The organism is Shouchella tritolerans, from assembly GCF_025770735.1.
Classification (GTDB): Bacteria; Bacillota; Bacilli; order Bacillales; family Bacillaceae_D; genus Shouchella; species Shouchella tritolerans.
The window spans coordinates 990,173-1,014,057 of sequence record NZ_JAODPB010000001.1; the positions used below are offsets into that span (position 1 = coordinate 990,173).

General features: G+C 37.7%; 23 protein-coding genes and 1 pseudogene. 19 read left to right on the top strand and 5 right to left on the bottom strand.

Going from position 1 to position 23,885, the window contains the following annotated elements:
- Positions 1-61: 61 nt before the first annotated feature.
- Genes N6H06_RS04655 through N6H06_RS04670 form a run of 4 tightly spaced genes read left to right on the top strand, consistent with a single transcriptional unit; the run spans position 62 to position 4,306 of the window.
- Entirely contained in the window at positions 62-1,171 is a 1,110-nt protein-coding gene (locus N6H06_RS04655) for a glycoside hydrolase family 88 protein (RefSeq protein ID WP_082808219.1), read from the top strand.
- A gap of 26 nt (positions 1,172-1,197) precedes the next feature.
- Positions 1,198-2,109 (top strand): carbohydrate ABC transporter permease, encoded by a 912-nt coding sequence (locus N6H06_RS04660; RefSeq protein ID WP_062746009.1) that lies wholly within the window; start codon positions 1,198-1,200, stop codon positions 2,107-2,109.
- A 6-nt stretch (positions 2,110-2,115) separates the two neighbouring features.
- The gene (locus N6H06_RS04665) at positions 2,116-2,967 is read left to right on the top strand and encodes a carbohydrate ABC transporter permease (protein WP_062746011.1); all 852 of its coding nucleotides are present in this window, start codon (positions 2,116-2,118) and stop codon (positions 2,965-2,967) included.
- Between the two features lie 13 nt (positions 2,968-2,980).
- The gene (locus N6H06_RS04670) at positions 2,981-4,306 is read left to right on the top strand and encodes an ABC transporter substrate-binding protein (RefSeq protein WP_263705742.1); all 1,326 of its coding nucleotides are present in this window, start codon (positions 2,981-2,983) and stop codon (positions 4,304-4,306) included.
- Positions 4,307-4,546: 240 nt separating this feature from the next.
- On the opposite strand, the gene N6H06_RS04675 is transcribed toward N6H06_RS04670, so the two are convergent.
- Together N6H06_RS04675 and N6H06_RS23165 are read right to left on the bottom strand one after the other, a co-directional pair.
- Positions 4,547-5,131: a VOC family protein gene (locus N6H06_RS04675; protein WP_263705743.1), complete on the bottom strand. Its 585-nt coding sequence runs from the start codon at positions 5,129-5,131 to the stop codon at positions 4,547-4,549.
- A gap of 535 nt (positions 5,132-5,666) precedes the next feature.
- Positions 5,667-5,756 (bottom strand): annotated as a pseudogene (locus tag N6H06_RS23165) (hypothetical protein); the annotation flags it as partial.
- 782 nt (positions 5,757-6,538) lie between these two features.
- On the opposite strand from N6H06_RS23165, the gene loaP reads away from it, so the two are divergent.
- From loaP to N6H06_RS04735, 12 genes are all read left to right on the top strand, one after another.
- Positions 6,539-7,096 carry an antiterminator LoaP gene (loaP, locus tag N6H06_RS04680; protein WP_238583289.1) on the top strand — a complete coding sequence of 186 codons (558 nt, stop codon included), beginning with the start codon at positions 6,539-6,541 and terminating at the stop codon, positions 7,094-7,096.
- Between the two features lie 278 nt (positions 7,097-7,374).
- Complete coding sequence (locus N6H06_RS04685; protein WP_263705744.1) at positions 7,375-8,508, top strand: hypothetical protein; 1,134 nt, start codon at positions 7,375-7,377, stop codon at positions 8,506-8,508.
- Between the two features lies 1 nt (position 8,509).
- The gene (locus N6H06_RS04690) at positions 8,510-9,451 is read left to right on the top strand and encodes a hypothetical protein (RefSeq protein ID WP_062746021.1); all 942 of its coding nucleotides are present in this window, start codon (positions 8,510-8,512) and stop codon (positions 9,449-9,451) included.
- Positions 9,452-9,465: 14 nt separating this feature from the next.
- Positions 9,466-10,677: an MFS transporter gene (locus N6H06_RS04695; RefSeq protein ID WP_062746023.1), complete on the top strand. Its 1,212-nt coding sequence runs from the start codon at positions 9,466-9,468 to the stop codon at positions 10,675-10,677.
- The gene (locus N6H06_RS04700) at positions 10,664-10,834 is read left to right on the top strand and encodes a hypothetical protein (protein ID WP_193754457.1); all 171 of its coding nucleotides are present in this window, start codon (positions 10,664-10,666) and stop codon (positions 10,832-10,834) included. The genes N6H06_RS04695 and N6H06_RS04700 overlap by 14 nt, the downstream gene beginning before the upstream one ends.
- A 57-nt stretch (positions 10,835-10,891) precedes the next feature.
- A complete protein-coding gene (locus N6H06_RS04705) occupies positions 10,892-12,040 on the top strand; it encodes a radical SAM/SPASM domain-containing protein (protein ID WP_062746025.1) in 1,149 nt (382 codons plus the stop codon).
- A complete protein-coding gene (locus N6H06_RS04710) occupies positions 12,033-12,347 on the top strand; it encodes a hypothetical protein (RefSeq protein WP_062746027.1) in 315 nt (104 codons plus the stop codon). Before N6H06_RS04705 ends, N6H06_RS04710 begins: the two co-directional genes overlap by 8 nt.
- A 3-nt stretch (positions 12,348-12,350) precedes the next feature.
- The gene (locus N6H06_RS04715) at positions 12,351-13,823 is read left to right on the top strand and encodes a B12-binding domain-containing radical SAM protein (RefSeq protein WP_263705746.1); all 1,473 of its coding nucleotides are present in this window, start codon (positions 12,351-12,353) and stop codon (positions 13,821-13,823) included.
- A 23-nt stretch (positions 13,824-13,846) separates the two neighbouring features.
- Positions 13,847-15,964 carry a carbamoyltransferase C-terminal domain-containing protein gene (locus N6H06_RS04720; RefSeq protein ID WP_062746029.1) on the top strand — a complete coding sequence of 706 codons (2,118 nt, stop codon included), beginning with the start codon at positions 13,847-13,849 and terminating at the stop codon, positions 15,962-15,964.
- Positions 15,942-16,910: a cytochrome P450 gene (locus tag N6H06_RS04725; RefSeq protein WP_062746031.1), complete on the top strand. Its 969-nt coding sequence runs from the start codon at positions 15,942-15,944 to the stop codon at positions 16,908-16,910. The genes N6H06_RS04720 and N6H06_RS04725 overlap by 23 nt, the downstream gene beginning before the upstream one ends.
- Positions 16,903-17,955 (top strand): cytochrome P450, encoded by a 1,053-nt coding sequence (locus N6H06_RS04730; protein WP_062746033.1) that lies wholly within the window; start codon positions 16,903-16,905, stop codon positions 17,953-17,955. Before N6H06_RS04725 ends, N6H06_RS04730 begins: the two co-directional genes overlap by 8 nt.
- A 222-nt stretch (positions 17,956-18,177) precedes the next feature.
- Entirely contained in the window at positions 18,178-18,645 is a 468-nt protein-coding gene (locus N6H06_RS04735; RefSeq protein WP_263705876.1) for an NUDIX hydrolase, read from the top strand.
- 172 nt (positions 18,646-18,817) lie between these two features.
- On the opposite strand, the gene N6H06_RS04740 is transcribed toward N6H06_RS04735, so the two are convergent.
- Both N6H06_RS04740 and N6H06_RS04745 read right to left on the bottom strand, forming a co-directional pair.
- Positions 18,818-19,624 carry a right-handed parallel beta-helix repeat-containing protein gene (locus tag N6H06_RS04740; protein WP_263705747.1) on the bottom strand — a complete coding sequence of 269 codons (807 nt, stop codon included), beginning with the start codon at positions 19,622-19,624 and terminating at the stop codon, positions 18,818-18,820.
- Positions 19,557-20,189 carry a DUF1565 domain-containing protein gene (locus N6H06_RS04745; RefSeq protein ID WP_263705748.1) on the bottom strand — a complete coding sequence of 211 codons (633 nt, stop codon included), beginning with the start codon at positions 20,187-20,189 and terminating at the stop codon, positions 19,557-19,559. Before N6H06_RS04745 ends, N6H06_RS04740 begins: the two co-directional genes overlap by 68 nt.
- 489 nt (positions 20,190-20,678) lie before the next feature.
- On the opposite strand from N6H06_RS04745, the gene N6H06_RS04750 reads away from it, so the two are divergent.
- From N6H06_RS04750 to N6H06_RS04760, 3 genes are all read left to right on the top strand, one after another.
- Entirely contained in the window at positions 20,679-21,593 is a 915-nt protein-coding gene (locus N6H06_RS04750; RefSeq protein WP_263705749.1) for an EamA family transporter, read from the top strand.
- Positions 21,594-21,791: 198 nt separating this feature from the next.
- The gene (locus N6H06_RS04755; protein WP_263705750.1) at positions 21,792-22,379 is read left to right on the top strand and encodes a TetR/AcrR family transcriptional regulator; all 588 of its coding nucleotides are present in this window, start codon (positions 21,792-21,794) and stop codon (positions 22,377-22,379) included.
- A 41-nt stretch (positions 22,380-22,420) separates the two neighbouring features.
- On the top strand, positions 22,421-22,795 hold the full coding sequence (locus N6H06_RS04760) for a DUF5367 domain-containing protein (protein WP_062746041.1): 375 nt from the start codon (positions 22,421-22,423) through the stop codon (positions 22,793-22,795).
- 173 nt (positions 22,796-22,968) lie between these two features.
- Here the strand turns inward: N6H06_RS04760 and N6H06_RS04765 are convergent, their stop codons facing one another.
- Positions 22,969-23,877, bottom strand: a complete 909-nt coding sequence (locus N6H06_RS04765) for a LysR family transcriptional regulator (protein WP_263705751.1) — start codon at positions 23,875-23,877, stop codon at positions 22,969-22,971.
- Between the last annotated feature and the right edge of the window lie 8 nt (positions 23,878-23,885).

Consider the following 23,885-nt stretch of genomic DNA (forward strand, 5'->3'; position numbering starts at 1 on the left):
TTGTATCATGATTTTTTTATTGGTGGAAGCGCTATCATGTGTATCAAAAGGAGGGAGTCAGATGGAAACAGTACAACACATCATCGGCATCGATGAATTGGAACAACGCATCATAAAGATGGCCAAGCAAATGGAGCCCCGTTCACCCCATGCGTCAAATAGCAGCGGGCGGTACGACGATATGCCTGTTAGTTGGTGGACTTCTGGCTTTTACCCTGGTTTGCTTTGGCTGATGCATGATGTTACAGGCAATGTTTTCTTTAAAAATCAAGCAGAAGGTTGGTCACAGAAAATAGAGGAAGCATTCCAAGAACATCCGATCATCTTGCATCATGATGTTGGCTTTCAATTTTTGTTGACGGCGGTGATGGAGTATGAACAAACGGGAAACGAAGACGGGCTGCGAATCGGCTTGAAGGCAGCGAATTATTTGGCAGGACGGTTCAATCCAGTTGGCGGTTTTATTAAAGCGTGGAATGGCGACGAGAGAAAAGGCTGGGCCATTATTGACTGCATGATGAACATTTCTTTGCTTTATTGGGCCAGCCGCGTCACCAATGACCCAAGCTACGGACAAATCGCCTCGGCACACGCTGATACAACGTTGCAATGGGGCGTCCGCGACGATGGCAGCACAAGCCATATCCTTTCTTTTAACCCCCATACAGGGGAATTTATCGAGTCCATTGGCGGCCAAGGATACGGACCTGACTCGGCATGGAGCCGGGGAAACGCCTGGGCGTTGTATGGCTTTGCCAACGCCTGTCGCCATACAGGGAAGCGCGCCTATTTGCATGTAGCTAAACGAATTGCCCACTTTTTTCTGGCCGCGCTGCCAGAAGACAATGTGCCGTATTGGGATTTTCGCTGCGGTGGGGACGACGAGGAGCCACGGGACAGTTCCGCCGCGGCCATCGCTGCTTCTGGCTTACTGGAAATCGAAGCACAAGTGCCACAGCCAGAAAAACGTATGTACCGGCGGGCGGCAGAAAAGATATTGCAATCGCTAAGCACCCATTATTTGGCGAGTGGTGAAAGCGAGGCAATCTTGACAAAGGCAACAGGCAATGCCCCAGAAGGCCGCGACATTCACGTCTCACTTATTTATGGCGATTATTTCTTTGCTGAAGCGATTGCGAAACGAAACGGTTGGCAACGGCGGATTTTCTAATTGAAAGAAAAGGAGGCCAGAAATGGATGAAAGCGAAAATAGGGGAGAGTGTCCAACTGCAGACACGTCGAAATAAAGCCGCAAAATCAACGATCACATGGTATTTGTTTTTGTTGCCAACGTTATTGGGGATTGCTTGTTTTATTATTTATCCGGTGTTTGAATCGTTCCGTTTGAGTTTTTACCGCTCAAACGGGACGATCGAAACGTGGATTGGTTTAGGCAATTATCAACGTGTTTTAGGTTCAAGTGCATTTTGGAATGCGGTTTACAATACGTTTTATATTGCTTTTTTTCAGCTGCTGCTAGCGATTCCAGCCGGGTTTGTCCTCGCCAGCATGATCAATCGCATAAAACGATTTCAAAGCATGTTTAAAGTGTTGTTTTTCTTGCCTAATGTTACTTCAATCGTTGCTGCTGCGATGATTTTTATGTTTGTGCTCCAGCCGGAAGTCGGCCTCATTAACCATTTCTTAGACTTGCTTGGCTTGCCGACGTCCCCATGGCTATCTGATCCGTCGACCTCAAAAGCAGGCGTCATTTTGCTGGCTGTTTGGCATTGGCTCGGCTTTGTCATTATTATTTGTTTGGCCAATTTGCAAGCGATTTCACCAGAATTGTATGAAGCCGCTGAAATCGACGGCGCCTCCAGTTTGCAACAATGGCTGTTTATCACGATTCCGAACATGGCAGGGACATTCGCTTTTCTGTTTATCATGGGCTGGATTTCTGGTTTACAGCGGTTCCAAGAAGTGTTTGTGCTCGGCGGTCCAGGGGGCAGTCCTAGCCGTTCCATGCAGACAGTGGTCGCCCTCATTTATGAGCGGGGCTTTGGCGGGTTTGAATTTGGCATTGCCTCTGCCATTACGGTATTGCTGTTTCTCATCATTCTTGCATTTACAGTACTGAACCTCAAGCTGACACGCTTGAAACTATAGGAGGGGATGAATTTGGCCCAAAGCCAACAAGCAAACCGGCGTGTTGCTCACATTGTGATTTATGTGTTTCTTTTTGTTTGCGCACTGCTCGTCATCGCTCCTTTTGTATGGATGGTGAGCATAAGCTTTGACCGAATGGCCAATATTCAAGTACCGTTTCCGCCAAGTTTTATTCCTGATTTGTTTTCGATCTTTAACTATGAATTGGTATTTGAAAATGGCCGCATTTTCCGTGCGTATCTTAATTCAGGATTGGTAACGTTTGGTTCAGTCGTTTTACAAGTGTCAGCCGCGCTATTAGGAGGCTATGCCTTTTCAAAAGGGCGCTTTAAAGGGAAAAAGCTGCTGTTTCTTGTCGTGCTTGCGACGATGATGGTGCCCATTGAAGCGCGGCTTATCCCATTGTATTCGATGTTTAATCGCGTTGGCTTGCTCGATACATTTTGGCCAGTGATTTTGCCCTCGATTTTGTATGGCCTAGGCGTGTTCCTCACTAAACAATTTTTTGACCAAATTCCTGACAGTTTGCGGGAAGCAGCCTCCATCGACGGCGCTAGTGAATTCAGAACATTTTTTCAAGTTTACGCGCCATTGGCCGGCCCGATTACAGCGACACTCATCATCTTGTCGTTTATGGGCAACTGGAATGAGTTTGTATGGCCGCTCGTTGTCTTAAACTCGGAACAGCTCCAGACGATTCCACTCTTTCTCGCCAGCTTTTCGTTAGAAAACGGAACGGCATTAGCCGGAATGACGATGGCGCTGGCAACGATAAGCGTCGTGCCCATTATTATCGTATTTGTTTGTTTGCAGCGCTATATTATCCAAAGCATTGCCCTTAGCGGCTTAAAAGAATAGGGGGACTGCAAAAATGAAGCGATTGAGTACACTTGTGGCAGCCTGTTCGTTGGTGATGCTCACCAGTTGTGCGCCGCAAACGGAAACAGAAAACGCCCCGAGTGAAAACGCAGACTTGACCGTCGCGATGATTGGCGATTTTAAGATGCAAGATACAACAGACCCGATTACAGGCCAAAAAGCGACCGGTTTCCATGCTGCAAAAGCAGAATTTGAACGGCTCCATCCAGGCGTTACAATTGAATTCATCATTATGCCGTGGAGCAACTATGTCGCCAATACACAAGCGATGCTGGCTGGGAGCCAGGCTGACGTCTACCAAATGCCAGGCGTCAACGACTTTGCTGCCCAAGGCTTGGTCGAACCACTCGAATCTTACATTGAAGAAGACGACGATTTTGATTTAGGCGTCTATAACGACAACTTAGTTGAAGGCTGGAAAGTATTCGGTCCAGACGATGACACGCCACAAATTTACTCCCTCCCAGTGCTTGGGGACGGGCGTTTCATCCAATACGACAACCTGTTGTTTGAACAATGGGGCGTCGAGCCACTCTCCGAATACCCGACAGTAGAAGAAGTGATCGACAAAGCGAAGCAAATGACAGGCGAAAATCCAGTCACAGGTGAACAAAACTATGGCATTTACTTCCCTGGCACAAACGACACCGCCTTAACGCTCACCAATTTTATGGAAGGCTTTGGCGGCGAATGGGGCACAGGCCAACGCTGGGAAGATATTGAGCTGCACTTCGATTCGCCTGAAATGAAACAGGCGCTCGAAGCGATGGTTGAGCTCGCCGACTACATGCCAAAAAGCTTTATTAACGGTCAAGGCAATGAACGCTGGCTGACGCCAAGCAACAACATCGCTATTGGCGTCAATCAAGGAAACGGCAACTTAAAAACAATTTACGCCCAAAGTCTACAAGACCGCTTCCCGATTGTGCAAAACTTTAAAAACGAAAACGGCGTCGGCGGGATGTTCTCCGGCAGCCCGCTCGCAATCGGAAAAACGAGCAAAAACAAAGACCTAGCTTGGGAATTTATTAAATTCAGCGCAAGCGAATACTTCCAGCGCTTTCTATGGGAAGAATGGGGGGCTACACCTGTCATTAAACAGGCAGCCAAATGGGAAAGCATCCAGGAGATGGAGCTAATGGAACCCGTCCTCGAAGCGATGAGCAATGCCGTCACGCCCCGCTACCCATGGGCCTCCTCCCAGCCACGCTACATTTTGCAAGCAAAAACCGAAGGCGCCTTAACTGGCACGATGTCAGTAGAACAAGCCTTGGAGGAGGCACAACAGGAGAGCATGGAGTGGATTGAGGGGCGGTAGAAAGAGTAGAGATGTAAGAGCAAATACTAAGAGCGTCGGGTGGCGCTCTTTTGTTTGGAGGGGTTTTGTTCAACAAAAAAGAACCCCAGAAAGGAATTAGGTGATCGATTTCGTTCAAATTGAATAGTGGGTTAAGGTTGACGAAACAGCCGGGGGCAAATATATGTAAATTATCTGTAAATGACTTCCTCTTAGTCTTGCTTAGTTCCGAATGTATGCCTGATTGTTTGCGACGCCTGTTTAAGAACCTCGAATTTCTGAGATGATGGAACTGAGAAACTTTTGCTGTTCGACACTAGCTGTTTCACATAGCCCCCATAGCAATTGATTCTCATGCTCAGTCAAATCCCGTTTGAGTGTTGAACTTATTCTTTGTTTCAAGTCGAAATAAACACCCTTTTCTTCGACCGCGCGAATATAATGCCCGTCCGGATCATAAAAGGTGAAATAACCGAAATCATTAGTAAATACAGGTTCTTTATCAATAGGGGTTCTAGCTTGTTTAATCCGTTCATACAACGCAAGCAAGTCATTCGTTAAAATCTCAACCATCGTCACATGCCCTGTGCTGCTTGTGATAAAGAATGAATGGGGAAAGACAAACTTCAATTGTGTCACATCTTCAGGTTTAGTTTCCATCAAAAAAATACCTGGACCATTTCTGTTTTTCAATGCAATATGTGCTTCTCCAAATGAATAATCTGTTGAAACCAATTCATAGCCTAAGACATTACAATAAAAGTCGACTGATTTTTTCAAATTTGTGACTGGAAACCGCATGCTGCAATACCCAATCACATCCGCATCATTTTTTTCTTTGTTCAATATCTTCTACTCCTTTTTAGTTACTTTAACTAATCGCCTTTGCCGGTTTTAAAATCAAATTTGAGTACTTTCCTTATTCGTTAGAAGATTTCACAATCCTGCCTGTTAGCTGGCTGATTATTAAAATTATGTTTTGAGAGAGATTGAAACAAAAAGCATCCCTTGGTAGGATGTGGAGGGCCAACGATATTGACCTCTAATTTAGTACCAAGGAGACTAAAATGATTATAAAGAAACAAATAAACAATAAAATCATACATTTTCTAATTGAGTATAAAATATCCAGTAGGTATGTAAGGAGAGCGTCGGGTGGGTACCGTGACGCTCTTTTTTTGGGGAGAAGGTGTTGATTAAAAAAAGTTGCCACTTGTTGCGGGGCTCCATGAAACTTGTACTGTGTAATCCTTGGCGATAGAGGTCAGAATAGATAACTGAGGTAGCGTTAACCCCTTTTTCAATTGTGCGCACTGTTCTAAAATAAGTCTTTTACCATGGGATGGAGAAGTACTCTGGCATAAACACAGAACTAGAAGTTTCATAGGATGTATTCCTCAGCGGTTAAGTAGTTAAGAGACCAATGAATTATTACATGATTGAACCAATACACAAAATCAAATAAAGCAAGGTCGAGTTTTTGTTGATCAAAAGAACTGCTATTCTTGTATTGACTGACCTAACGATAGAACGTTGATCGGTGTTTGTCCCTAATCTAGAATGACTTTTCTATGCGCTTACCGAGCGTATCTAATAAAGTATGTTTGACGCCTACGTATCCCTTGAAGTGCTGATAGATAGGGCAAACAAGGTCTTTTCGATGTTTCGATCGGTTCTTCACTAACATTGAAGGCAAATATGTAATTTGGCGGCAAATGGGGCACAGGCTGATGCTGGGAAAATATTGAGCTGTATTTAACAACCTGGAAAGGAGCAAATGATAGGATGCTCAATATTAGTCAGTTCAAATAAAAAAAAGGATTGACTATTATCTTATTAGTGTGATAAATTTAACTAAACAGTGTTGTAAATATTAAAAAGTCAAAGTATAAGCTAATCGATGTTCCGGCTCGTTGGCCTAGCTTTGATGGCATAAAGTGATTGAGTAGTGTATATGAGAGTATAGATGAATGGGCGAAGCTATGCCCTGACATAACTTGTCCCTGGTTGGAATGTTTTTTCTGACTGGGCTTCTTCATTAGCTATGAAAAAGCCGTTTTGTAAATTTAATAAAAGGAGAAAGGGATGACCTAAACCTTGTGTAATGTTATGTAGTCGTTGTATAGTCATGACGCTAGTAGAGAGGACTCTGTTATAAAAGACTGTTCAATAAAAAGAAAATTATAAACTAGGTTATACCTCTTATAAATCTACATCAGAATAATTATCTAATAATAATTGGTGTAAAGGGAGATGGATATGAAGTGGTATGCCTTATTTGTTGAGTCAAGAAAAGAAGACTTCGTTAAGAAAATGATAAAGAAATATATAGACTGTTCAAACATAACAGTCATTGTTCCGAAACGAAAATTAATTGAACGTAAACAAGGAATAAATCAACTGGTTTATAAGAATCTTTTTCCTGGTTATGTGTTTGTCTATACTGTAATGGATGTGGACTTATATTATCAATTAAAACAGGTACCGCGCTTTTACAAACTGCTTAATTACAAACATGACTATCAATCAAAAGAAACAAAACACCATCCTTTTACAGAGATAGATACAGATGAAATGCGTCCTGTTCTAAGCCTAATTAATAATGAAGAAATAATCGACTTTTCGACTATATATACGGAAGGTTCAGAGATAAGAGTTATTGATGGTCCTTTAAAAGGTAAAGAAGCAATTATAAAGAGAATAAATAAGCGAAAAGGTAGGGCGAAAATTTGTATAGAACTGTTTGCAGAGAATAAATTTTTGGATGTAGGGATTGAAGTGCTTTCAAAAGGGAAAATGAAGAGTGTATAATTTTATAGTCCTTGGAGGATATCGTGAGCTATCTTTGTTTACTTGTACTCATTTTGGTTTAGATACTGCAAGATTTTTGTAGGTGAAAATGGTTATTCCAATGAATATAGTTAGTCAATTCCCGCTTTATCTGCTTGGGCAGACTAGTAAGGTGGAGCAGGAACTCTCACAAAATAGCTAATTCTCCAATAGTGAAAAAACAAAGCAGAGGCTAGCTATTCTATTGTTGGCATTTATCATTTTTTATTATAAGTTTGAAAAAAGGTGTATGTATGAATGTGACAGAATTGCTAACAGTTTCGATAATTGTTGAAAGGAATATACAGTATAAAATCACTAAAAATAATTACGAAAACAAATATTTAGTAGATGATGAAAACATTCAAAGAATTGACTATTCAATGAGAAAATCGCCATACAAAGACTTTAATGAGGAATTTTTGGAAAGGAAAGGTGTTACAAATAAAAGGAATTTTAGAAGTAAAATAGAGATGATAAATGTAAAAAATCTTTTAGACGAATGGTCCATAATCAATAGTGGTATTTTAAAAGAGTCCAACGATATAAATATAACATTAAGTACAAATTACATAAAAAAATATAGTATCTTCCCTATCTATAAGGATTTTAATCTTTCTATAAACACAGAAAACTTTATTATTGGTAGTATGACTATTTCTGGGAGTACTATCAATTTTTCAGTTTCAAGTATAAATACACTTTATCACGAATTAAATCGAGTTTTAAAGAAGTTAATAAATAACAAAGAAAATTATATTGGAAATACAGTGGGAATAAAAGGAAAATACAATTTATTTTTCGATCCTTTTGTTTCCTCGATTTTTTTTCATGAATTAGTAGGCCACGGTTTAGAAGAAGGATTCTTGAAAAAAGGGGATAAGGTGGGCCCTTTAAATCTGAGTGTTTATCAAGCATGTCTTGATGATTTAAGTGTACCAAGAACGCCCAAATATCAAAAACAATTACTTATTAAGAATGGATTTGTAATAGTTGATAAAATTGAAATACAAGGACATAGAAAGTCTATAAGACATTCACCTTCAATTAGATTGAATAATTTAATCATCGATGGTGGGTTTAACAGTAAGCCAAACTTTGTGGAGAAAGAGATTTCATATATTAAATGTTGTAATGTAGGATTAGCTGAATTTTATGAAGGATACATTATATTGGAAATAAAGAATGGTTTGTTAATTAGTGATAGTAAAGATTATAAAAGGATAGAAAGATTAATATTAAAGATACATGTCAACGAAGTGTATAAACACTTCAAACATCTTTATGACGATTATGAGACTGTAAGGGGTATATGTACAAAGAATAATGATACCCTTCCGACAGTTAACCACTCACCATCTATATTATTCTTAGATACCTATGTGGAGAGCTAATATGAAATGGCAAAATATTTTATTAGAATCTAAAATGATTGACTTTGGATTAAAAATTAAAACCACTGTAAAAGAAAGAATAAAAGCTTTCAGAATTATATACGAGCATAATTATGGAACTGCGGTAGATTATAGTGGAAATGATGAATTGCTTGTTGAAAAAGCTATTAGGAATTCTGTTAGTTTTCCTAAAAATAAGCTCGACTTTTATCCCTTAACTAAAAGCGAGCAATTGGACAATGATCGACCTAAGCAGCTAGGGGTAGGAAAATATTTAATATTTAACTTATTTCTGAAAAATGAACAGAATATTTCGATAGAAGAAAAAACTTTTTTCCAAATAAATGCTTGTATTATAAATGAAAAAAAACTTATAAATGCAAAATGCAGTAAAGAGAAAATTTTTGAGCACCCATGGGTTATTTCACCATTGGCATTATCTAAAATCATATTAAATGAGTGGTCTTCAATTCTTAGAATGGAGAAAAAATCATTTGAATTTCCATGTGATATTAAAATAATAGATCGGGCAACAAAAATGAAGTATGATTTCGAAGGAACTTTAAAACAAGAAACTTTATTTGTATCAGAGGGGGAAGTTATTAATTATGCTTACAATCTAGAAAAAGCGAATGGGAACTTAGATTTGCTTAATGGTCAAGGTGGTATTAATGGAATATTTTTAACAGACTTATACTTGATTAGTAATGATGTTTCTCCATGGCCAGACTTTGAATTTTATTATGTTGAAGATGTTCACAGTATTAAAAATAATATGTTTTTAGTTACTTTCAGAAACGTATTTAATAAAAACATAGAGCTCGTAAAAATAAATAAACACAAATTGTTTACAAACTATGAGTGGCTAGAAGAAAGAGGAAGAGGAATTTTTCCCTGGAATGTGCCTTACTTACTAATTAAAAACCCATATAGTATTAAGTAAGAGGATGTGAAGTATTGAAAAATAAAAATTTATGGATCTTAATGTTAGGCATTACAGGAGCCGAATTTGGAATGTGGTTTGGTTTAGTTGGTAACTTGAATTATTTACAAAATAGTTTAGATTCAAGCCTGTTGCAATCACTAATATTATTATCAGGCGTAATTGTCGGTACTTTGTTTGGTCCTTATGCAGGGAGCTTAATTGACAAGACCAGTAAAAAGAATATCCTGCTTTATGCATCAATTGCGAGGATAATTGCGGTTTTGGTTATGTTTTTGGCTATATTATATAATTCTGTGCTATTGGTTATTGGATATAGTGTATTAATGGGGATTTCTGCCTCGTTCTACTTTCCAGCTATAAATGCATTGATACCGATGATTGTCACTCAGAAGCAATTAACATTTGCAAATGTCTTACAAAATAATCTGATGACCATTATTCGTATAATTGGAGCAGCTTCAGCAGGTGTCTTATTAGTTTCTGTTTCGCTATATCATTTGTACATAATTTCATTGATATTTTACTTGGTACTTCTTTTTTCTATTTTTTTCCTTAACATAAACGAAAGCGATTTAACTCTTAATACTAAGAAGAATGAAATCAAGTTTAGAGAGATCCTGCCAATTCTTAAGAATGAGAAGATAATTTTCATACTATTATTGCTCTCTTTTGTACCGTACGTATTTATATCTGGATTTAATTTAATGGTAATAGAAATTAGCAATATACAAAATTCAGTCGCAATTACAGGTTTATTATACGCAACTGAAGGTATATGTATACTTTTGGCTGGGTTTTTAATCATCAAAGTTAATAGAAGTAACTTTATATTATATATAATCTGCTTTTCTTGTTTTTCAATGGCATTGTCACAATTCATTTTATCGTCTTCTAATCAAATGTATATTCCATTCATTGCTTTTGCAATATTTGGTCTTTCTGCAGGAATCTTTATACCCGTGTCAAATACCTATTTCCAAAAAAATATTGAGCCTAATTATCATGGAAGGTTTTTCGCCTTTAAGAGAATATTAGAAAACTTGATTGCTCAATTTTCATTAGTGCTTATTGGATTTTTATTAGACTTTATCGGTTTCAATTCAATGATGTTCTTTTTTGGCATAATATCATTAATTATAGTATCTATATGTAGTTACTATTTATTAATTGATAGAAAATTAACTATACCAATGAAGGGAGGTGAAAAAAATGAAAAATTTTAAACCAGCTTTTGAAGCTACTCAAGTAACATCAATGCAGTGGAATAGAACTGCCCCAATGGCAGTTGCTGAAGCTGCGAACTTGTCTAAACCCGCTAATATTTCAAAAGAAACTCTTAATGAACTCAAACAAGCAATTCAAGAAGAAATGAAACTTTAAGTACCGAAAAAACTAGGAGGTTTCCTCCTAGTTTTACTCAATATTAGGAGGGGTGTTATGTTTTTACGTGGACCTGCCCATGTGGATTTTAATCTTACAAATGGTTGCAATTTAGCTTGTTCTCATTGTCACAGCTCATCTGGCCCTAGGTTAGATAATGAATTAAAAACCGACGAGATTCTGGAAGTAATAAATGATTTGCATAAGATGGGTACGCTTAAAATTGCCTTTGCAGGTGGCGAACCTTTTATCAGAAGAGATATTATAGAGATTTTGTCATTTGCATGTAACCTACCAGGCTGGACAGTCTCAGTAATTACAAACGGATTATTTTTACATGAAAGAAATGTGAATTTGTTGAAAGAAAAGTGTCCCAATCTAATGATTAATGTAAGTATAGATGGATCGACCCCAGAAAACTATACCGTTTTAAGAAAACAAGTTAACAATCCAAATTTTGATCCTGTGCCAGTATTTGAGAGGGTCAAAGATGGAGTCAAAAAAGTCGTTGATGCAGGATTTAATACATCTATTAACTTTACTGTTACTAAAGCAACTGAACAAGACCTTTTTGATACTTATAAATTAGCGATGAATCTAGGAGCAAATGCTCTTGTTGGAATAAAGTTCTTCCCTGGTGGTTATGGAAGAAAGCATTTAGATAAATTTGAGTTACCTTTTAATACATGGGCAAAGATATTTTCAAAGCTAACTAAAGAAAAATTAAGTGGAAATTATGAACATTTACAAATATCTATTCCGGCCCCATGGGAGTTTTATTTACCGTTAATCGAACAGGATATTGATATTGAGCAAGCAGAGAAAGTTTGGAATTATAGAAGCCCATTAAGGGAAAGTGGTTACAAATCACACAATGATATAGGTGATATTTTAGGTAATGCAGAATTATCAGTTTCTTCTAATGGAGAGGTCTATCCTTCCGTTTTGGTTATTGGTGAGGAAGAACTTGAATGTGGAAATCTACGTAAGGAAAGCATATTTGAAATATGGAAAAGATCAAGTATCCTTACAGAGATTAGAGGGCTAACGATTGAAAAGTTAGAAGGGAATTGTAGAATGTGTAGTTTGAAAGATATTTGTGGTGGAGGTTCAAGGTCTAGAGCTTATGCAAAAGAGAAGAAATTGTATGCAAAAGATTATATGTGTCCTATAGTCAATTCACTAAGGGAGTTAGAATATGTCTGATATGATTATTATTGGAGATAAGTGTGATGCAATTAGGTACTATAGAGATAGTAAAGGTTGTGAATTTCGTGCTTCTGGCGTGATTATTTCTGGAAACGAAGATTTGGCTAAATTATTCGATATAATAAATGAGAAAAAACCTACTGATGGACTACCCGAAATTTCGAAATTAAGTGGGTTGGATTCGAAACAGGTAATAAAGATTTTGAGCTCTTTGTTTAACGATTTATATCAATCTGGATTAAACGTTCCATATCTTTACAAGGATTGGAATGAATACGTTAAAAATGAAGAAAGGGGTGTTTAATACTTGAAAGATGTTGTAGTAATTGCTCCGTTTAGAAGGCCTACTTTTCGTACAGCAATATCAAAAAAGTATCCTGTTGACGAACCCTGGGATTCTCCACCGCTAATAATAACAGGTGAATTATTAAATAATGGATTATCGGCTACTTATTTCCCCTTAATAAATATTTTCAATGCTTACAATGAGGACACAGATAAGGAGATTTTAGAACAATTTATACTGGATAACCCTGCAAAAATTTACTTGTTTTCTTCTGATCATTTTATACCTAGTAGAAGTACAGCATCATTATATGGTATGAGAATTTTATCAAGAATTATAAAATCTAAAAATAAGAATTCAATTATTGGATCAATTGGTAGAATTAGTACTGTTTTGGAAAACGATATTTTTACTGAAGTAGAAGAGTTAGATTTTTCTATCGTAGGTGAGCCAGAAGAATTAATAGGTAATATGATTAATGAAATTCTCGGAGAAGGATTGGATTCCGTAAATAATAAATATAGCTGTTTTTGTCTGCGGGGCTCTATAAAAAAACCAGAACCAGCAGTAATTAAGGACTTAGAGAACATCTCTATACCAGCTTATGAAGTGCTAGGACCAGCTTTTGAAATGTTTGAAAAATACAGTAGTAAAAAAACTCGTACCATTCCTTTCAGTATGAGGACAAGCTTAGGGTGCAAGTTTAAATGTAAGTTTTGTAGTGGTGTGCCTAATTGGTTGAACTACAGGAAAAAAAGTAAAGAAAAAGTAAGTGCTGAAATTCAGCATTTTAAAAAACATGTTGGAAATAAAGGTTATATTTGCTTTTTAGAAGACGAAATATTTACAAGAGATGTTGAGCATGTCAGAGATATCACAAAAGTCTTTAAAGATAATGAAATTTTTTTAGAGGGGTTGTACACTCATTCAACTCTACTAACCGAGGAAATAGCTGAATACTTGGTGCCAATCACCAATAGAGTTTATATCGGCCTTGACAATGCAAATGATAAAATTTTACGCAAAATGGCTAAAGGTCAAAACATGGACATAGTGTTATCGACAATTGAAAAAGCAAGAACTGTTGGATTGAAGGTTCATTTGGAGTGGATAATTGGTACACCAGAGGAAGATGTAGATTCGTTGATAATATCATTGAGTACGATTTTCAATTTATTAAACACTGGTGTAGTTGATAATATTAATACTTACGTTTATTGCCCGCATCCAGGAACTGAATATGCGGTTAATTGTAAAAAGTATAATATCAATATAGTTGCAGATTTAGAAGATATTCAAGAATCAGGGGGGATTCCTGCCTCATATACAGGCAAATTAAGTAGAAATGAAATTTTCTCTGCTTATTTGATTAGTCAATTATTAATTGCTGAGGTTAAAAATAACATAAAAATTAATGGGTATACAAATGAAGTCACTTATCCTAACAGTAATGAACTGAAGAGAATTTTTGGATTTTTAAAACAGAATAAATAGAAAACAACTGAAGGGAGATTAAAATGAGTCAAAAAAATATCTATATATTAGGTGTAAGCATGTCGAATCATGATAGAGCAGCAGCCTTATTGAAAAATGGAGCTATTTGCTCTGCTATTGCTGAGGAAAGGCTGGATAGAAGAAAAAAATCGGACGGCTTTTATGCTAGTAGACCTAATAATATAGTAATACCCCCTTTGGCAGCAATAACGTATGTGTTAAGGGAAGAGGGAATTCAACTGAATGATGTAGACCTACTTGTATGTGGGAGATCAATTCAATCGTGCAAAGAAACGATTTTACAATATATCCCTATTTCTGAAGATAAAGTTGTGGAAGCTATTTTACCTTCTCATCATTTGATGCATGCGTATAGTGCTTTTGGAACTAGCCCATTTAAAGAAAGTGCAGTTCTCGTCTTGGACGAACAAGGCCATAGGTTAAATAATGGGAAGTATGAGAAAATCTCAATGTATAAGGGATCGGACGGTGCCCTTAAGAAAGTTAGTAATACTTTTGGAGATTCACAAAGTATTAGTTTAGGGATGTTTTTTGATATATTTTCATCATTAACAGGACTAAGTGAAGCGGGAGTTCCTTCTGCAGGAAAATTAATGGGCCTTGCTCCTTTTGGAAAACCGCAAGATGATTGGAAGCAACTAATTGAGATCAAAGATGGAGATGTAATAATAGATATTAAGAAAATAGATGAATTTTTTGAAGGTGTTTTACCTCAATATGAAACTAATAACGTGATTGTTGAAAAGATAGACGATTTCTTAGAAAAATATATACCTGTTCATTGGAATACTCCACTTGCATATAATCTCGCTTATAAAGCACAATCGGAATTATCGAAAGCTATAGAATCATTATCCTTATTTCTATTGAAGAAAACAAATTGTCAATATCTTTGTTATGCTGGTGGTGTTGCTTTAAACTGTTCAGCTAATAGTAAATTAAAAAAACAGGGTTGGAAAGATATTTATGTGCACCCAGCAGCTACAGATGATGGGGTTGCTGTAGGACTGTGCCAATATGGATGGATTGAATTACTTGAACAACCTAGAAAGTTGATCAAATTTAATCCTTTTTTGGGAAAAACATATACAAATGAAACAGTTATTCAAGAACTTAAGAGCACAAATCTACTAAAACACAGTGAAAAAATAGATGTAGTCCACACTGTATCGGAATATATTGCAAAAGGCGAAATTGTTTGTTGGTTTCAAGGTTCAAGTGAGTGGGGGCCAAGAGCATTGGGTTCTAGAAGCATTCTAGCAAACCCCTTAGAAAAGTCAATTACTGAGAAGATTAATAAAAAGGTTAAATTTCGGGAGCGTTTTAGACCTTTTGGTATTAGTATCACAGAGGGTGATTATGAACAGATTTCTAATTTCAAAGATATACCCAAGTCTCTATCGCCGTATATGCTAAATGTGGTACCAGCTAAAGATATTTTAAAAGAAGTCCGTCATGTTGATGGGACTATCAGGTTTCAGGAAGTATGTAAATCATTTCAGCCTCTATATTACAAGTTGATAAAACAGGTAGGTAGAAAGACGGGATTAAATGCCGTTCTTAATACCTCTTTTAATGTGATGGGTGAACCGTTGGTAGAAAAACCGGATGAAGCAATAAGACAATTCTTTTTATCTGGAGCAAATGTTTTGGTAATGGGAGACATATGTATTGATAAGAGCAACATCCCAATTAATGAATTAGAAAGAATAGAAAATATGTTTAAGAAAAAATCAAATATAAATACATTGAACTTTGTATTAAGTCTTGAATCAGCTAATTTTGAAAATGAAGCGGACCAATTGATGAAACGTTATAGTCCAGAGAAGCAAAGCCCACTAACAAAAAGGAAGTATCATGCATTTTGTTTACGCCAGGCAATAAGAAAAAATGACCATGAGGGTATACATTTACATATAAAAGAGTTAATGACATATATTAGCTATCCTCAAGAGGCAAATATCGTCATTAGTGCTTTAAGGGATTATCTTCCAAATAGTTATAACCTTGCAGGTTTACTAACCCAGGTATCAAATCAATATAATGCCTATGAATTTTTTGAAAGGTTGCTGTTAGTTAGCGATAAGGAGAATAAAGATGGAAGCTATTTATTACGATAAAAAAAACAATAAATGGATAGTCGTTAGCAACCAATATAGTCGAATTATTCTTGAATCCAAAAAATTCAGAACTCCGAAAGTCGAAGAAATGAGTGAGGATACACCTAGTTTTTTCCTTGCTTTAACAATAGCCGATGAAAAAGATTATAAAAGATTAAAGCATAATTTTTCCAGTTATTTTACTAAGAAAAAAGTGGCAGAATTAAAGGAGAATATATTCAAAAGACACGCTGCTAGAATTCTAAAAGAGCAAAATTACGGCAACAATGCAGAATGTATTCATAGTAGGATAATAGAACCTTATTGTACTTATGCCATCATTGATATGCTGGGGCTTGAGGAAAATTTAGGTAAAGAACTTGTAACCGCATATAGAATTGGTAACAAATACGCAAAAGAGAATAATTCTAAGGGACAGGTTTACTTTAGTTATGTTAACCACATGTTAAAAGACATGATAAATGATCAAACGGTCATAAGTACTCAGGGTTATATAAATGAATTAAAAAATAATGAGAAACTCACAGAAATAGAAAAGGTGAGTATGATAATTCCGTTTATAGATATGTTAGCGTCAAGTAAAACAATGGAATTACCGATGTTATCCTATAAAAATTACAAAAACAACAAAATGGACAATGTAAGCTTATCTTATATTGTTGAGGAAAGCGCTCGTCTTTTAGATGGCTTGTTTCTTAGTAGGTTTGCGCTGGAAGATTTTAGTTTAGACGGAAAAGTGATTAAATCTGGTGAAAAGGTTAATGTGCGTGTTTCTCAAGCTTCTAAGGACAATTCTGTATTTAAATGTCCTAATATGTTTCAAGCAAACCGCCATAACCTAAGTGAGAGTTTAAGTTTTGGAGTTGGAGATCATAGATGTCTTGGAAAAAATTTTACAGTGGCGTTAATTACTACGTTGTTAGAGGAGTTAAATAAAATTGAGTAAATGTCCGATGAGATTTAATGAAGATGATCATGCATGGATAATTGAGGGTTTAGAGGAATCAAAATATATACTCGAGTCTCAATATTTTCGGAAGCCTAAACAAAATGAGTTTGAGCATGGCACTCTTATGTCACCAAGCTTTTTCCTGGCATTAGAATTAACGCCAGAAGAGGAACACGAGAGAATTAGAAAAGAATTTGCTAAATCATTTTCCAACAACAGGATGAAGAGAATTGAAAAAGAAATTCTTGAACCGAACGCAACTCTTTTTTTGGATAGTATGACTGATATAAATATTACTTCTATTGAAAAGAATTTTTTAGAGTTGTATTGTGATAAGGCATTTAAAGAAATTGTCGGTTTAAATAAAGAGTTTAGCAAAGAAATCCTTGCAATATATAAAGTTTGTGACAACTTCTTTAAAAAAGATGGTCCAAAATCCCTTCATGGAAGAGCAGGGTACAGGTTAATGTATAGTAAACTTATAGACTATTGCAAGAAATACAAAAAAAATGAGGAGCAACTTAGTTTTATAGGGTATATGGTAAATAATGATGAGGTTCGTATAGAAGAAATAGTTTATTATGTTATCCCTTTTTTGGAAATGATTTCTTTGAAGATCCATATAGAATTACCTCTTGAATTAATAAAACATTTGTCAAAACTTCCTACTGATATTAGAGAAGATTTCATTAAAAATAGAAAGAATTTAAATCTGGCAATTGAAGAAGCGGCTAGATTAATGAAACCAAATAGGGCAGAAGGTCCATATATTACTAGGGTACCTATTCAGGATATTAAAGTTAACAATCAGCTAGTTTTAGAGGGAGAAAGAGTTGTATTAAAAATAGTAGAAAGTGGTTTGGACGAGCGCACGTTCAAAGATGCAAATGACTACAATCCATGGAGAGAGAACCTCAATCTTCATTTAGCTTTCGGGGCTGGATTACATCGGTGTTTAGGTAAAAACTTAGCAAAATCAGTTGCCGCTTGTGCTGCCACTCAACTTTTTATTAAATATCCGAATATAAATATTTCAAGCTAATTTTATGTGTATCAATGCTTCTTGTTCACTCATTAATTACACTAAGAGAGTGCAATTAAGAAGCGATTATTATTTTTTGAAGAGCGGTTAGTAATAACGAGGTTAGAGAGTAAAGGGGAAGATTCCAGGGGGACATATTATAGAGGAGAGACGATAGCCAAAAAAATGATTATACAGGAACAACTAAACAATAAAAGTTTACCTTGTCCAAATATTATTCAAATGGTGTTATCAAATGTTCCACCAGCAACTCATTTAGTCACCGCAGTCCATTGTCTATTATTTTTTGAAGAACGGTTAGTACTAACGAGGTTAGAGAATAGAGGCTGGGAAATTCCAGGAGGACATATGGAAGAAGGTGAAACGATAGTCGAAGCTTTAAGAAGAGAGGTACTAGAAGAGGCGGGAGCTTATATAAGTTCGGAAACCTTAATAGGGTATGAAAAGATTACGTTATTAGATAGTAGACAAGATGGTTACCCTTATCCTTACCCATCAAGTTATCAGTTATTTTTCGCAGCAATAGCGGAGAAGTTTGTTAAGATAAATGACCCAACAGGACAAGCGAAAGAAAGGTACTTCTTAGACTTGAACAATAAGCGTGACCAAAAGAGTCAATGGGTAGTTGACCATTATCACCTATGTCTAGCCGCTTATAATCGTTTATGTCACATAAAGAAGGATGATTAAATGAACTTACTCTTATTTCGCTTCAAGGCCAGCGCCAACGCCTGCTCGCTTCGTTGGTGCTGGCCATTACGAATTCGTGGCACACGTGATTTTAGTTGGTGTACAAAGGAGCAATTGCAGGATTCTAGGCGCCTATCAGTCCGTTTTATAACGATCCGCATATTTTCTAAATTCAGTTCAAATCAGAATGCAAATCATTCCCGGTCTCTGTTTGATAGACTGCGAAATCATCAAACTCTTCATCCTTCCATATCCAATACGCTTGATTTTTGCTGCTATAGTGATTATAGTCGACGCTATTTCCTTCATTTTCGGTGAACTCGTTTGTGATCATTCGTCCGTCTTCATTCGCTATGATGTAGTTGTTATGCAATTCATTGTTTCTAGTGTCGAAAGCTAGATTGATTTCACCATAACCAAGATGTTTCCCGTTATTTTCTGTTAACTCGTTTTCTTTAATGATGCAATTTTCCGTCCTTCCACGGTCTTCGTCATAGCCGCCAAGGGTAATGCCTGCTCCATGATTGTTATAAATGCGGTTCGTTGATACTTCCACATTTGAAGTGGCACCGCCGGCATGCTCACTTGCCAGTTCAATTCCAAAATCATTGTGGTGAACGTCATTGTCAATAATTTTTACAGATTTGCCGCCATCGACGTATATGCCGGCGGCTGAGTAATCTTCCCCATAGGCGGAATTGCCAAAAGAGGAACTATTGTATACATGATTTTCTTCAATTACACCATTTCTAGCCTGATCTTGCGAAGGATTCGGCGCGGTCCCTTCAAAGCCGATGATGTCGATGCCAATATTGTTGTTATCGTGCACAATATTCTGCGCAATTCGAAAGCCATCTACATTTCCATTCACCGCCATCGCTTCGCTTGCCCCTAGTTTCAGGTTATATAACTCATTTTGGATAATAGCAAGCTGTTCCAATAGTTGCCGAGTTACCGTAAACGGCAATGCCGTGTGCATTACCGCCTCCTATTCGCTGATCTGCGTTTGTTCCCATATCGTGGATGCGATTCCCTATCATTTCAATATTCCTGCCGCTACCGCTCACATGAATGCCAACGGGCGTGACATCGGGTGATGATGTATAAAAATGGCGTATTTCAATGCCTTCGACACGTACATAACTGGCATTGTCAATACGAATGATGCCATCTTCGACTTGCTTTACACCCTTGCCGTCTATTATTGCCGTTTGTCCCTCCACATTGCGCAAAGATATGTAACCTTGGTCAAGCGATCCAGATTTATTGATGCTCACCGTTTGGTGATACACTCCCTCCATTAGGAATACAGTGCCACCTGGTTTGACTAATTCGATTGCTTTCTGGATACTGGCAAACGGCGCATTCATTGTTCCAGGATTCGTATCTTTCCCTGGCGGTGAGACGTAGTAATCTCTTATTTCCGTTTCGGCTGTTGCTGGCAGCCTCGCCCCTGAAGTTGGATATAGTTTGGTGCTGAAGTAAGCGGCACTTCCTACTAACAATACGAGGAAACAAGTCCAGAAAATCTTTTTTTTGTTCATGATAACCACATCCGTGATTTGAATTTTTCCATCTATTTCACATCTTTATCTTTACTCAGTTTTTTTGTTGAGCTGCTGTATATGTAGTAGTTCATAAGTGTTCAAGTTTGGGGGCGAGTCATAATTTCCCGCACCGGTTTTCATCAATGATCACCTAAAAGTACAAGATGATTTCTCTTTTGTATTAGAATAGCCTAGTTCTCCGTCATTGTATAGAATAGTGTTTATTCTATTGAAGGTGAAATTGCTGATGCTACTCAAAGGGTGTTGACTCGTCATAAGAATGAAGGATACCGTCTTAAAAATCGTATATAACAATTGACAATGTTCAAAGGATGCTCCTATACTATGAACGGAACAGAATAACTTACCTAAAACCTATTTGGGAAGTTGTGGACTTTTCTAGAGAGCAATTTCTATTTTCGCCACACAAAGGCCGTACGGTCATTGTGTGTTTTTTTGTGTTCAATAAAGGAGGAAACTGGCGCGATGAAATTATGGCACTATGCATTAATCGTTTTTTTAGGAGGGTGTAGTTACGGGGTGTTGTCTACTTTTGTTAAATTGGCGTATGCGGCCGGTTTCACTGTGTCAGCAGTAACCGGGGGGCAATATCTCTTCGGCGCTGTGCTTACTTGGCTTGCAGTGTTCTTTACGAAAAAGAAAAAACTGACGCGGATACAATTTTTAAAGCTTATCCTATCTGGCGTTCCATTCGGGTTAACAGGAATATTTTATTATCAAGCTTTGCAAACTTTAAACGCCTCTCTAGCGATCGTGTTTTTGTTCCAATTTGTTTGGATCGGAGCCTTGTTAGAGTGGGGGTTCCATAAGAAAAAGCCGACTAAGAGGAAACTTATTTCCATCGCGTTGCTTCTGGTTGGTTCCATGTTGGCAGCCAATATCCTATTTCAGGAACACTTGGCGTTGTCATGGCAAGGAAGCCTTTGGGGAATGCTTGCAGCATCATCCTTTTCCACATTCATTTTTTTGAGTGGTTCGGTTGAAAAGGAAACGCCTCCCGTTTTAAAAAGTGCTCTTCTTTCCACAGGAGGCGTATTGGCCGTATTTATCGTCTTTCCACCAATGTTTTTATTTGACTTGGATGTATTAATGGGGATCATTCCTTATGGATTCGCACTGGGCATTTTCGGCGTCGTCCTTCCGCCCCTGCTCTTTTCGATTGGAATGCCCCGTGTCGGCCCGGGATTGGGAACCATTCTAACGTCATCCGAATTGCCGGTTGTGATTATCATGTCCTCTTTAGTGCTGGGAGAAGCGATAAGCTGGGCTCAGTGGGTTGGAGTGCTCATTATTCTCGGTGGGATCGTTTACAGCAACGCTCAATTTGATAGTCGGAAAAAATGGTCTTTAAATAAGGCTGACAGCCATAACGTGAGCTAAAAATGTGGGATAAAAGAGCCTGCTAAACCCAGAGGTTAGTAGGCTTTTCTATGGCTTTCCGGCTGTTGTGTTTAACCCTATCGAATCAATGTCAGTCAGGGCATCATTTTTTAATTGTAAATATCGTTGACACGGTCGCTGCCTACATATATGATTCAGTTAGTTATATAACTAACTGAATAGTGGTGGTGAACGAAAATGGCTGAACCTAATGTGATTACAAAGCAAGATTTAATTGAATCGGCTAAAACGTGCATTGTCGAGAATGGGGTCAATCAGTTAACGCTTAAGGCTGTTGCAGAGGGAGCGGGAGTGACGCAAGGAACGGTTTACTACCATTTTAAAACGAAAGAGCAACTTATGATTGAAGTGGTAGAGGATATGTGCAAAACCTCTTGGGAGAGGTTGGAACAGATGAAAGAGGATACGGGCCAGCAAGGGATTGAGTCGATGAAAGCAGGTCTTGAAGCTGCTTATGAAAGAAATTCAAGCGATGCTTCTTATCACTCGTTATTTTTCTCATTGGTTGCGGCAGGATTGCACAACCATAACATTCGTGAGCGAATTGGCGGATTACTGGCCTATGAGAATGACGTTCTCCAAAAACAAATTCACGCATTAGCAGGAGACGAATGTTGCGGGATGCCGGCAGACGTCTGCAGTGTGTTCGTGAATGCGCTCATTGATGGTTTGGCGGTACAGTCTTTAATGAGATCGGATTTCGATGGCAAAAAAGTATTTGATTATCTGGAAAGGTTGCTGGCTAAACAATTGGAAAGCCGTTAGTCTTTTTCACATTCATTCGCTGCCAAAGGATGTGATATATTTTGTTTTTTCTTGTATGGGGTTTTTTAGTATGGCTAGGAGCGACAGCGGTTTTTCGTTTTTTCGGACAGTTTTTCTTCTCACTGGAACAGCCGCTGTTGTTGGTTGCTGCGTATGTAGTTGTAATTCCGTTGATTTTGAGTCTGACTTTTCCTGTTTATCGCTATAAAAAATTGGGACGGGGAGAACGCCAAAAAGCCGCTGTTTTCATTGCTTTGCCGGGGATGTTGTTCGATGTTGTCGTTTTGTTGTTTTTTGCTAATATCTTTGAAAACTTAGATCCAGAAATGGATCGCATGTTTGCATCATGGCTGTTGTGGGCCTACTCAGCGATTCTCCTTACAGGGTTGGTCCCAAGGAAAAGGAACGTTACTTAATAGGCAAAAAAGGTTATTTTAGCGTAAAGGAAAGAGGCGGAGAAGCGTCTGCCCCAATCACTCTAATTTTATAATGAAAAAGCTGTTTATAAAGCACATAGCTGTTGAACAAACGATAAAACATGAAAGACCTAGAGCAAAGATCATTCGATCTTCGCCTCGGGTCTCTTTTTTTATGTTATTTGTGAAGCCGACTCTATTGTAATCACTTTTTTCAAAGCAGCGACCGACTCTTTAAAAAACAGAATCGCATCGTTTTCCCACAGGTGCTGGTGATAAACGAAATAAATTTGCCGCTTTAATCGGTTGTCATTTAGTTCCGTGAAAGCGAGGTGGTCTTCGTTTTCAATTAGGCGTTTAGAGATGAGGGCGACGGCTTGGCCGAATGAAAGCATTTTGATGATCGTTGAAACGGAGTCAAGCTCAATTAAATCCATGTCTTTATCACGGCCTTTTAACCATGTTTTGGAGAAGTGTTTAGTTGAGCTTGACAGTGTGTGTACGAGCAGGCGTTGTTTGCTTAAGTCGACTTCTGCGACCGTCTCCACTTTGGAAAAAGGATGGTCTTTGCTGTAGGCAAGCACCAGTTCATCGCAAGCAAATGCCTCGTAAACAAGCTCTTTTGCTTGGCTGCTTGTTTCCATTATTAAGCCAAAATCAAGTTCTTGCCGTACTAGTTTTTGTTCAATTTCAGGTGCGGTTTTTACGTCTAGTGATACATTGATGCGCGGGTAGCGCTCGGCCATTTTGTGGATCAGCTCTGGCATGAATAGTTGTGCAGGGACGCCGCTAGCCCCTAATTGAAGCGAACCAGCTTCGCCTTTTTTGAATTGAAACAAGGCATGTTCTAATTTTTGGTTGGTTTGGCTCAATTGCTTGGCGTAGTGGTAGAGGATCTCCCCTCCTGGCGTTAGCCGATATCCACCGGCATTCGTACGGAACAACTTTATGCCGTATTCTTTTTCAAGTGAACGGATATGAAACGATACGGTGGGGGCGGACAGTTTTAACTGCTGAGCAGTCTCGGTCATTTTTTTCGTTTCGACAAGCGTTAAAAAGACGTCTAGCTTTTGAATGTTCACTTTATCAC

Bases quoted from the DNA above. Each gene is read 5' to 3' on its own strand.
- N6H06_RS04745 (WP_263705748.1), bottom strand. From the start codon at position 20,189: ATGAACAAAAAAAAGATTTTCTGGACTTGTTTCCTCGTATTGTTAGTA.
- loaP (WP_238583289.1), top strand. From the start codon at position 6,539: ATGGATATGAAGTGGTATGCCTTATTTGTTGAGTCAAGAAAAGAAGAC.
- N6H06_RS04750 (WP_263705749.1), top strand. From the start codon at position 20,679: ATGAAATTATGGCACTATGCATTAATCGTTTTTTTAGGAGGGTGTAGT.
- N6H06_RS04725 (WP_062746031.1), top strand. From the start codon at position 15,942: ATGGAAGCTATTTATTACGATAAAAAAAACAATAAATGGATAGTCGTT.
- N6H06_RS04735 (WP_263705876.1), top strand. From the start codon at position 18,178: ATGGTGTTATCAAATGTTCCACCAGCAACTCATTTAGTCACCGCAGTC.
- N6H06_RS04655 (WP_082808219.1), top strand. From the start codon at position 62: ATGGAAACAGTACAACACATCATCGGCATCGATGAATTGGAACAACGC.
- N6H06_RS04665 (WP_062746011.1), top strand. From the start codon at position 2,116: ATGAATTTGGCCCAAAGCCAACAAGCAAACCGGCGTGTTGCTCACATT.
- N6H06_RS04720 (WP_062746029.1), top strand. From the start codon at position 13,847: ATGAGTCAAAAAAATATCTATATATTAGGTGTAAGCATGTCGAATCAT.
- N6H06_RS04670 (WP_263705742.1), top strand. From the start codon at position 2,981: ATGAAGCGATTGAGTACACTTGTGGCAGCCTGTTCGTTGGTGATGCTC.
- N6H06_RS04690 (WP_062746021.1), top strand. From the start codon at position 8,510: ATGAAATGGCAAAATATTTTATTAGAATCTAAAATGATTGACTTTGGA.
- N6H06_RS04740 (WP_263705747.1), bottom strand. From the start codon at position 19,624: ATGCACACGGCATTGCCGTTTACGGTAACTCGGCAACTATTGGAACAG.
- N6H06_RS04700 (WP_193754457.1), top strand. From the start codon at position 10,664: ATGAAAAATTTTAAACCAGCTTTTGAAGCTACTCAAGTAACATCAATG.
- N6H06_RS04710 (WP_062746027.1), top strand. From the start codon at position 12,033: ATGTCTGATATGATTATTATTGGAGATAAGTGTGATGCAATTAGGTAC.
- N6H06_RS04705 (WP_062746025.1), top strand. From the start codon at position 10,892: ATGTTTTTACGTGGACCTGCCCATGTGGATTTTAATCTTACAAATGGT.
- N6H06_RS04755 (WP_263705750.1), top strand. From the start codon at position 21,792: ATGGCTGAACCTAATGTGATTACAAAGCAAGATTTAATTGAATCGGCT.
- N6H06_RS04660 (WP_062746009.1), top strand. From the start codon at position 1,198: ATGAAAGCGAAAATAGGGGAGAGTGTCCAACTGCAGACACGTCGAAAT.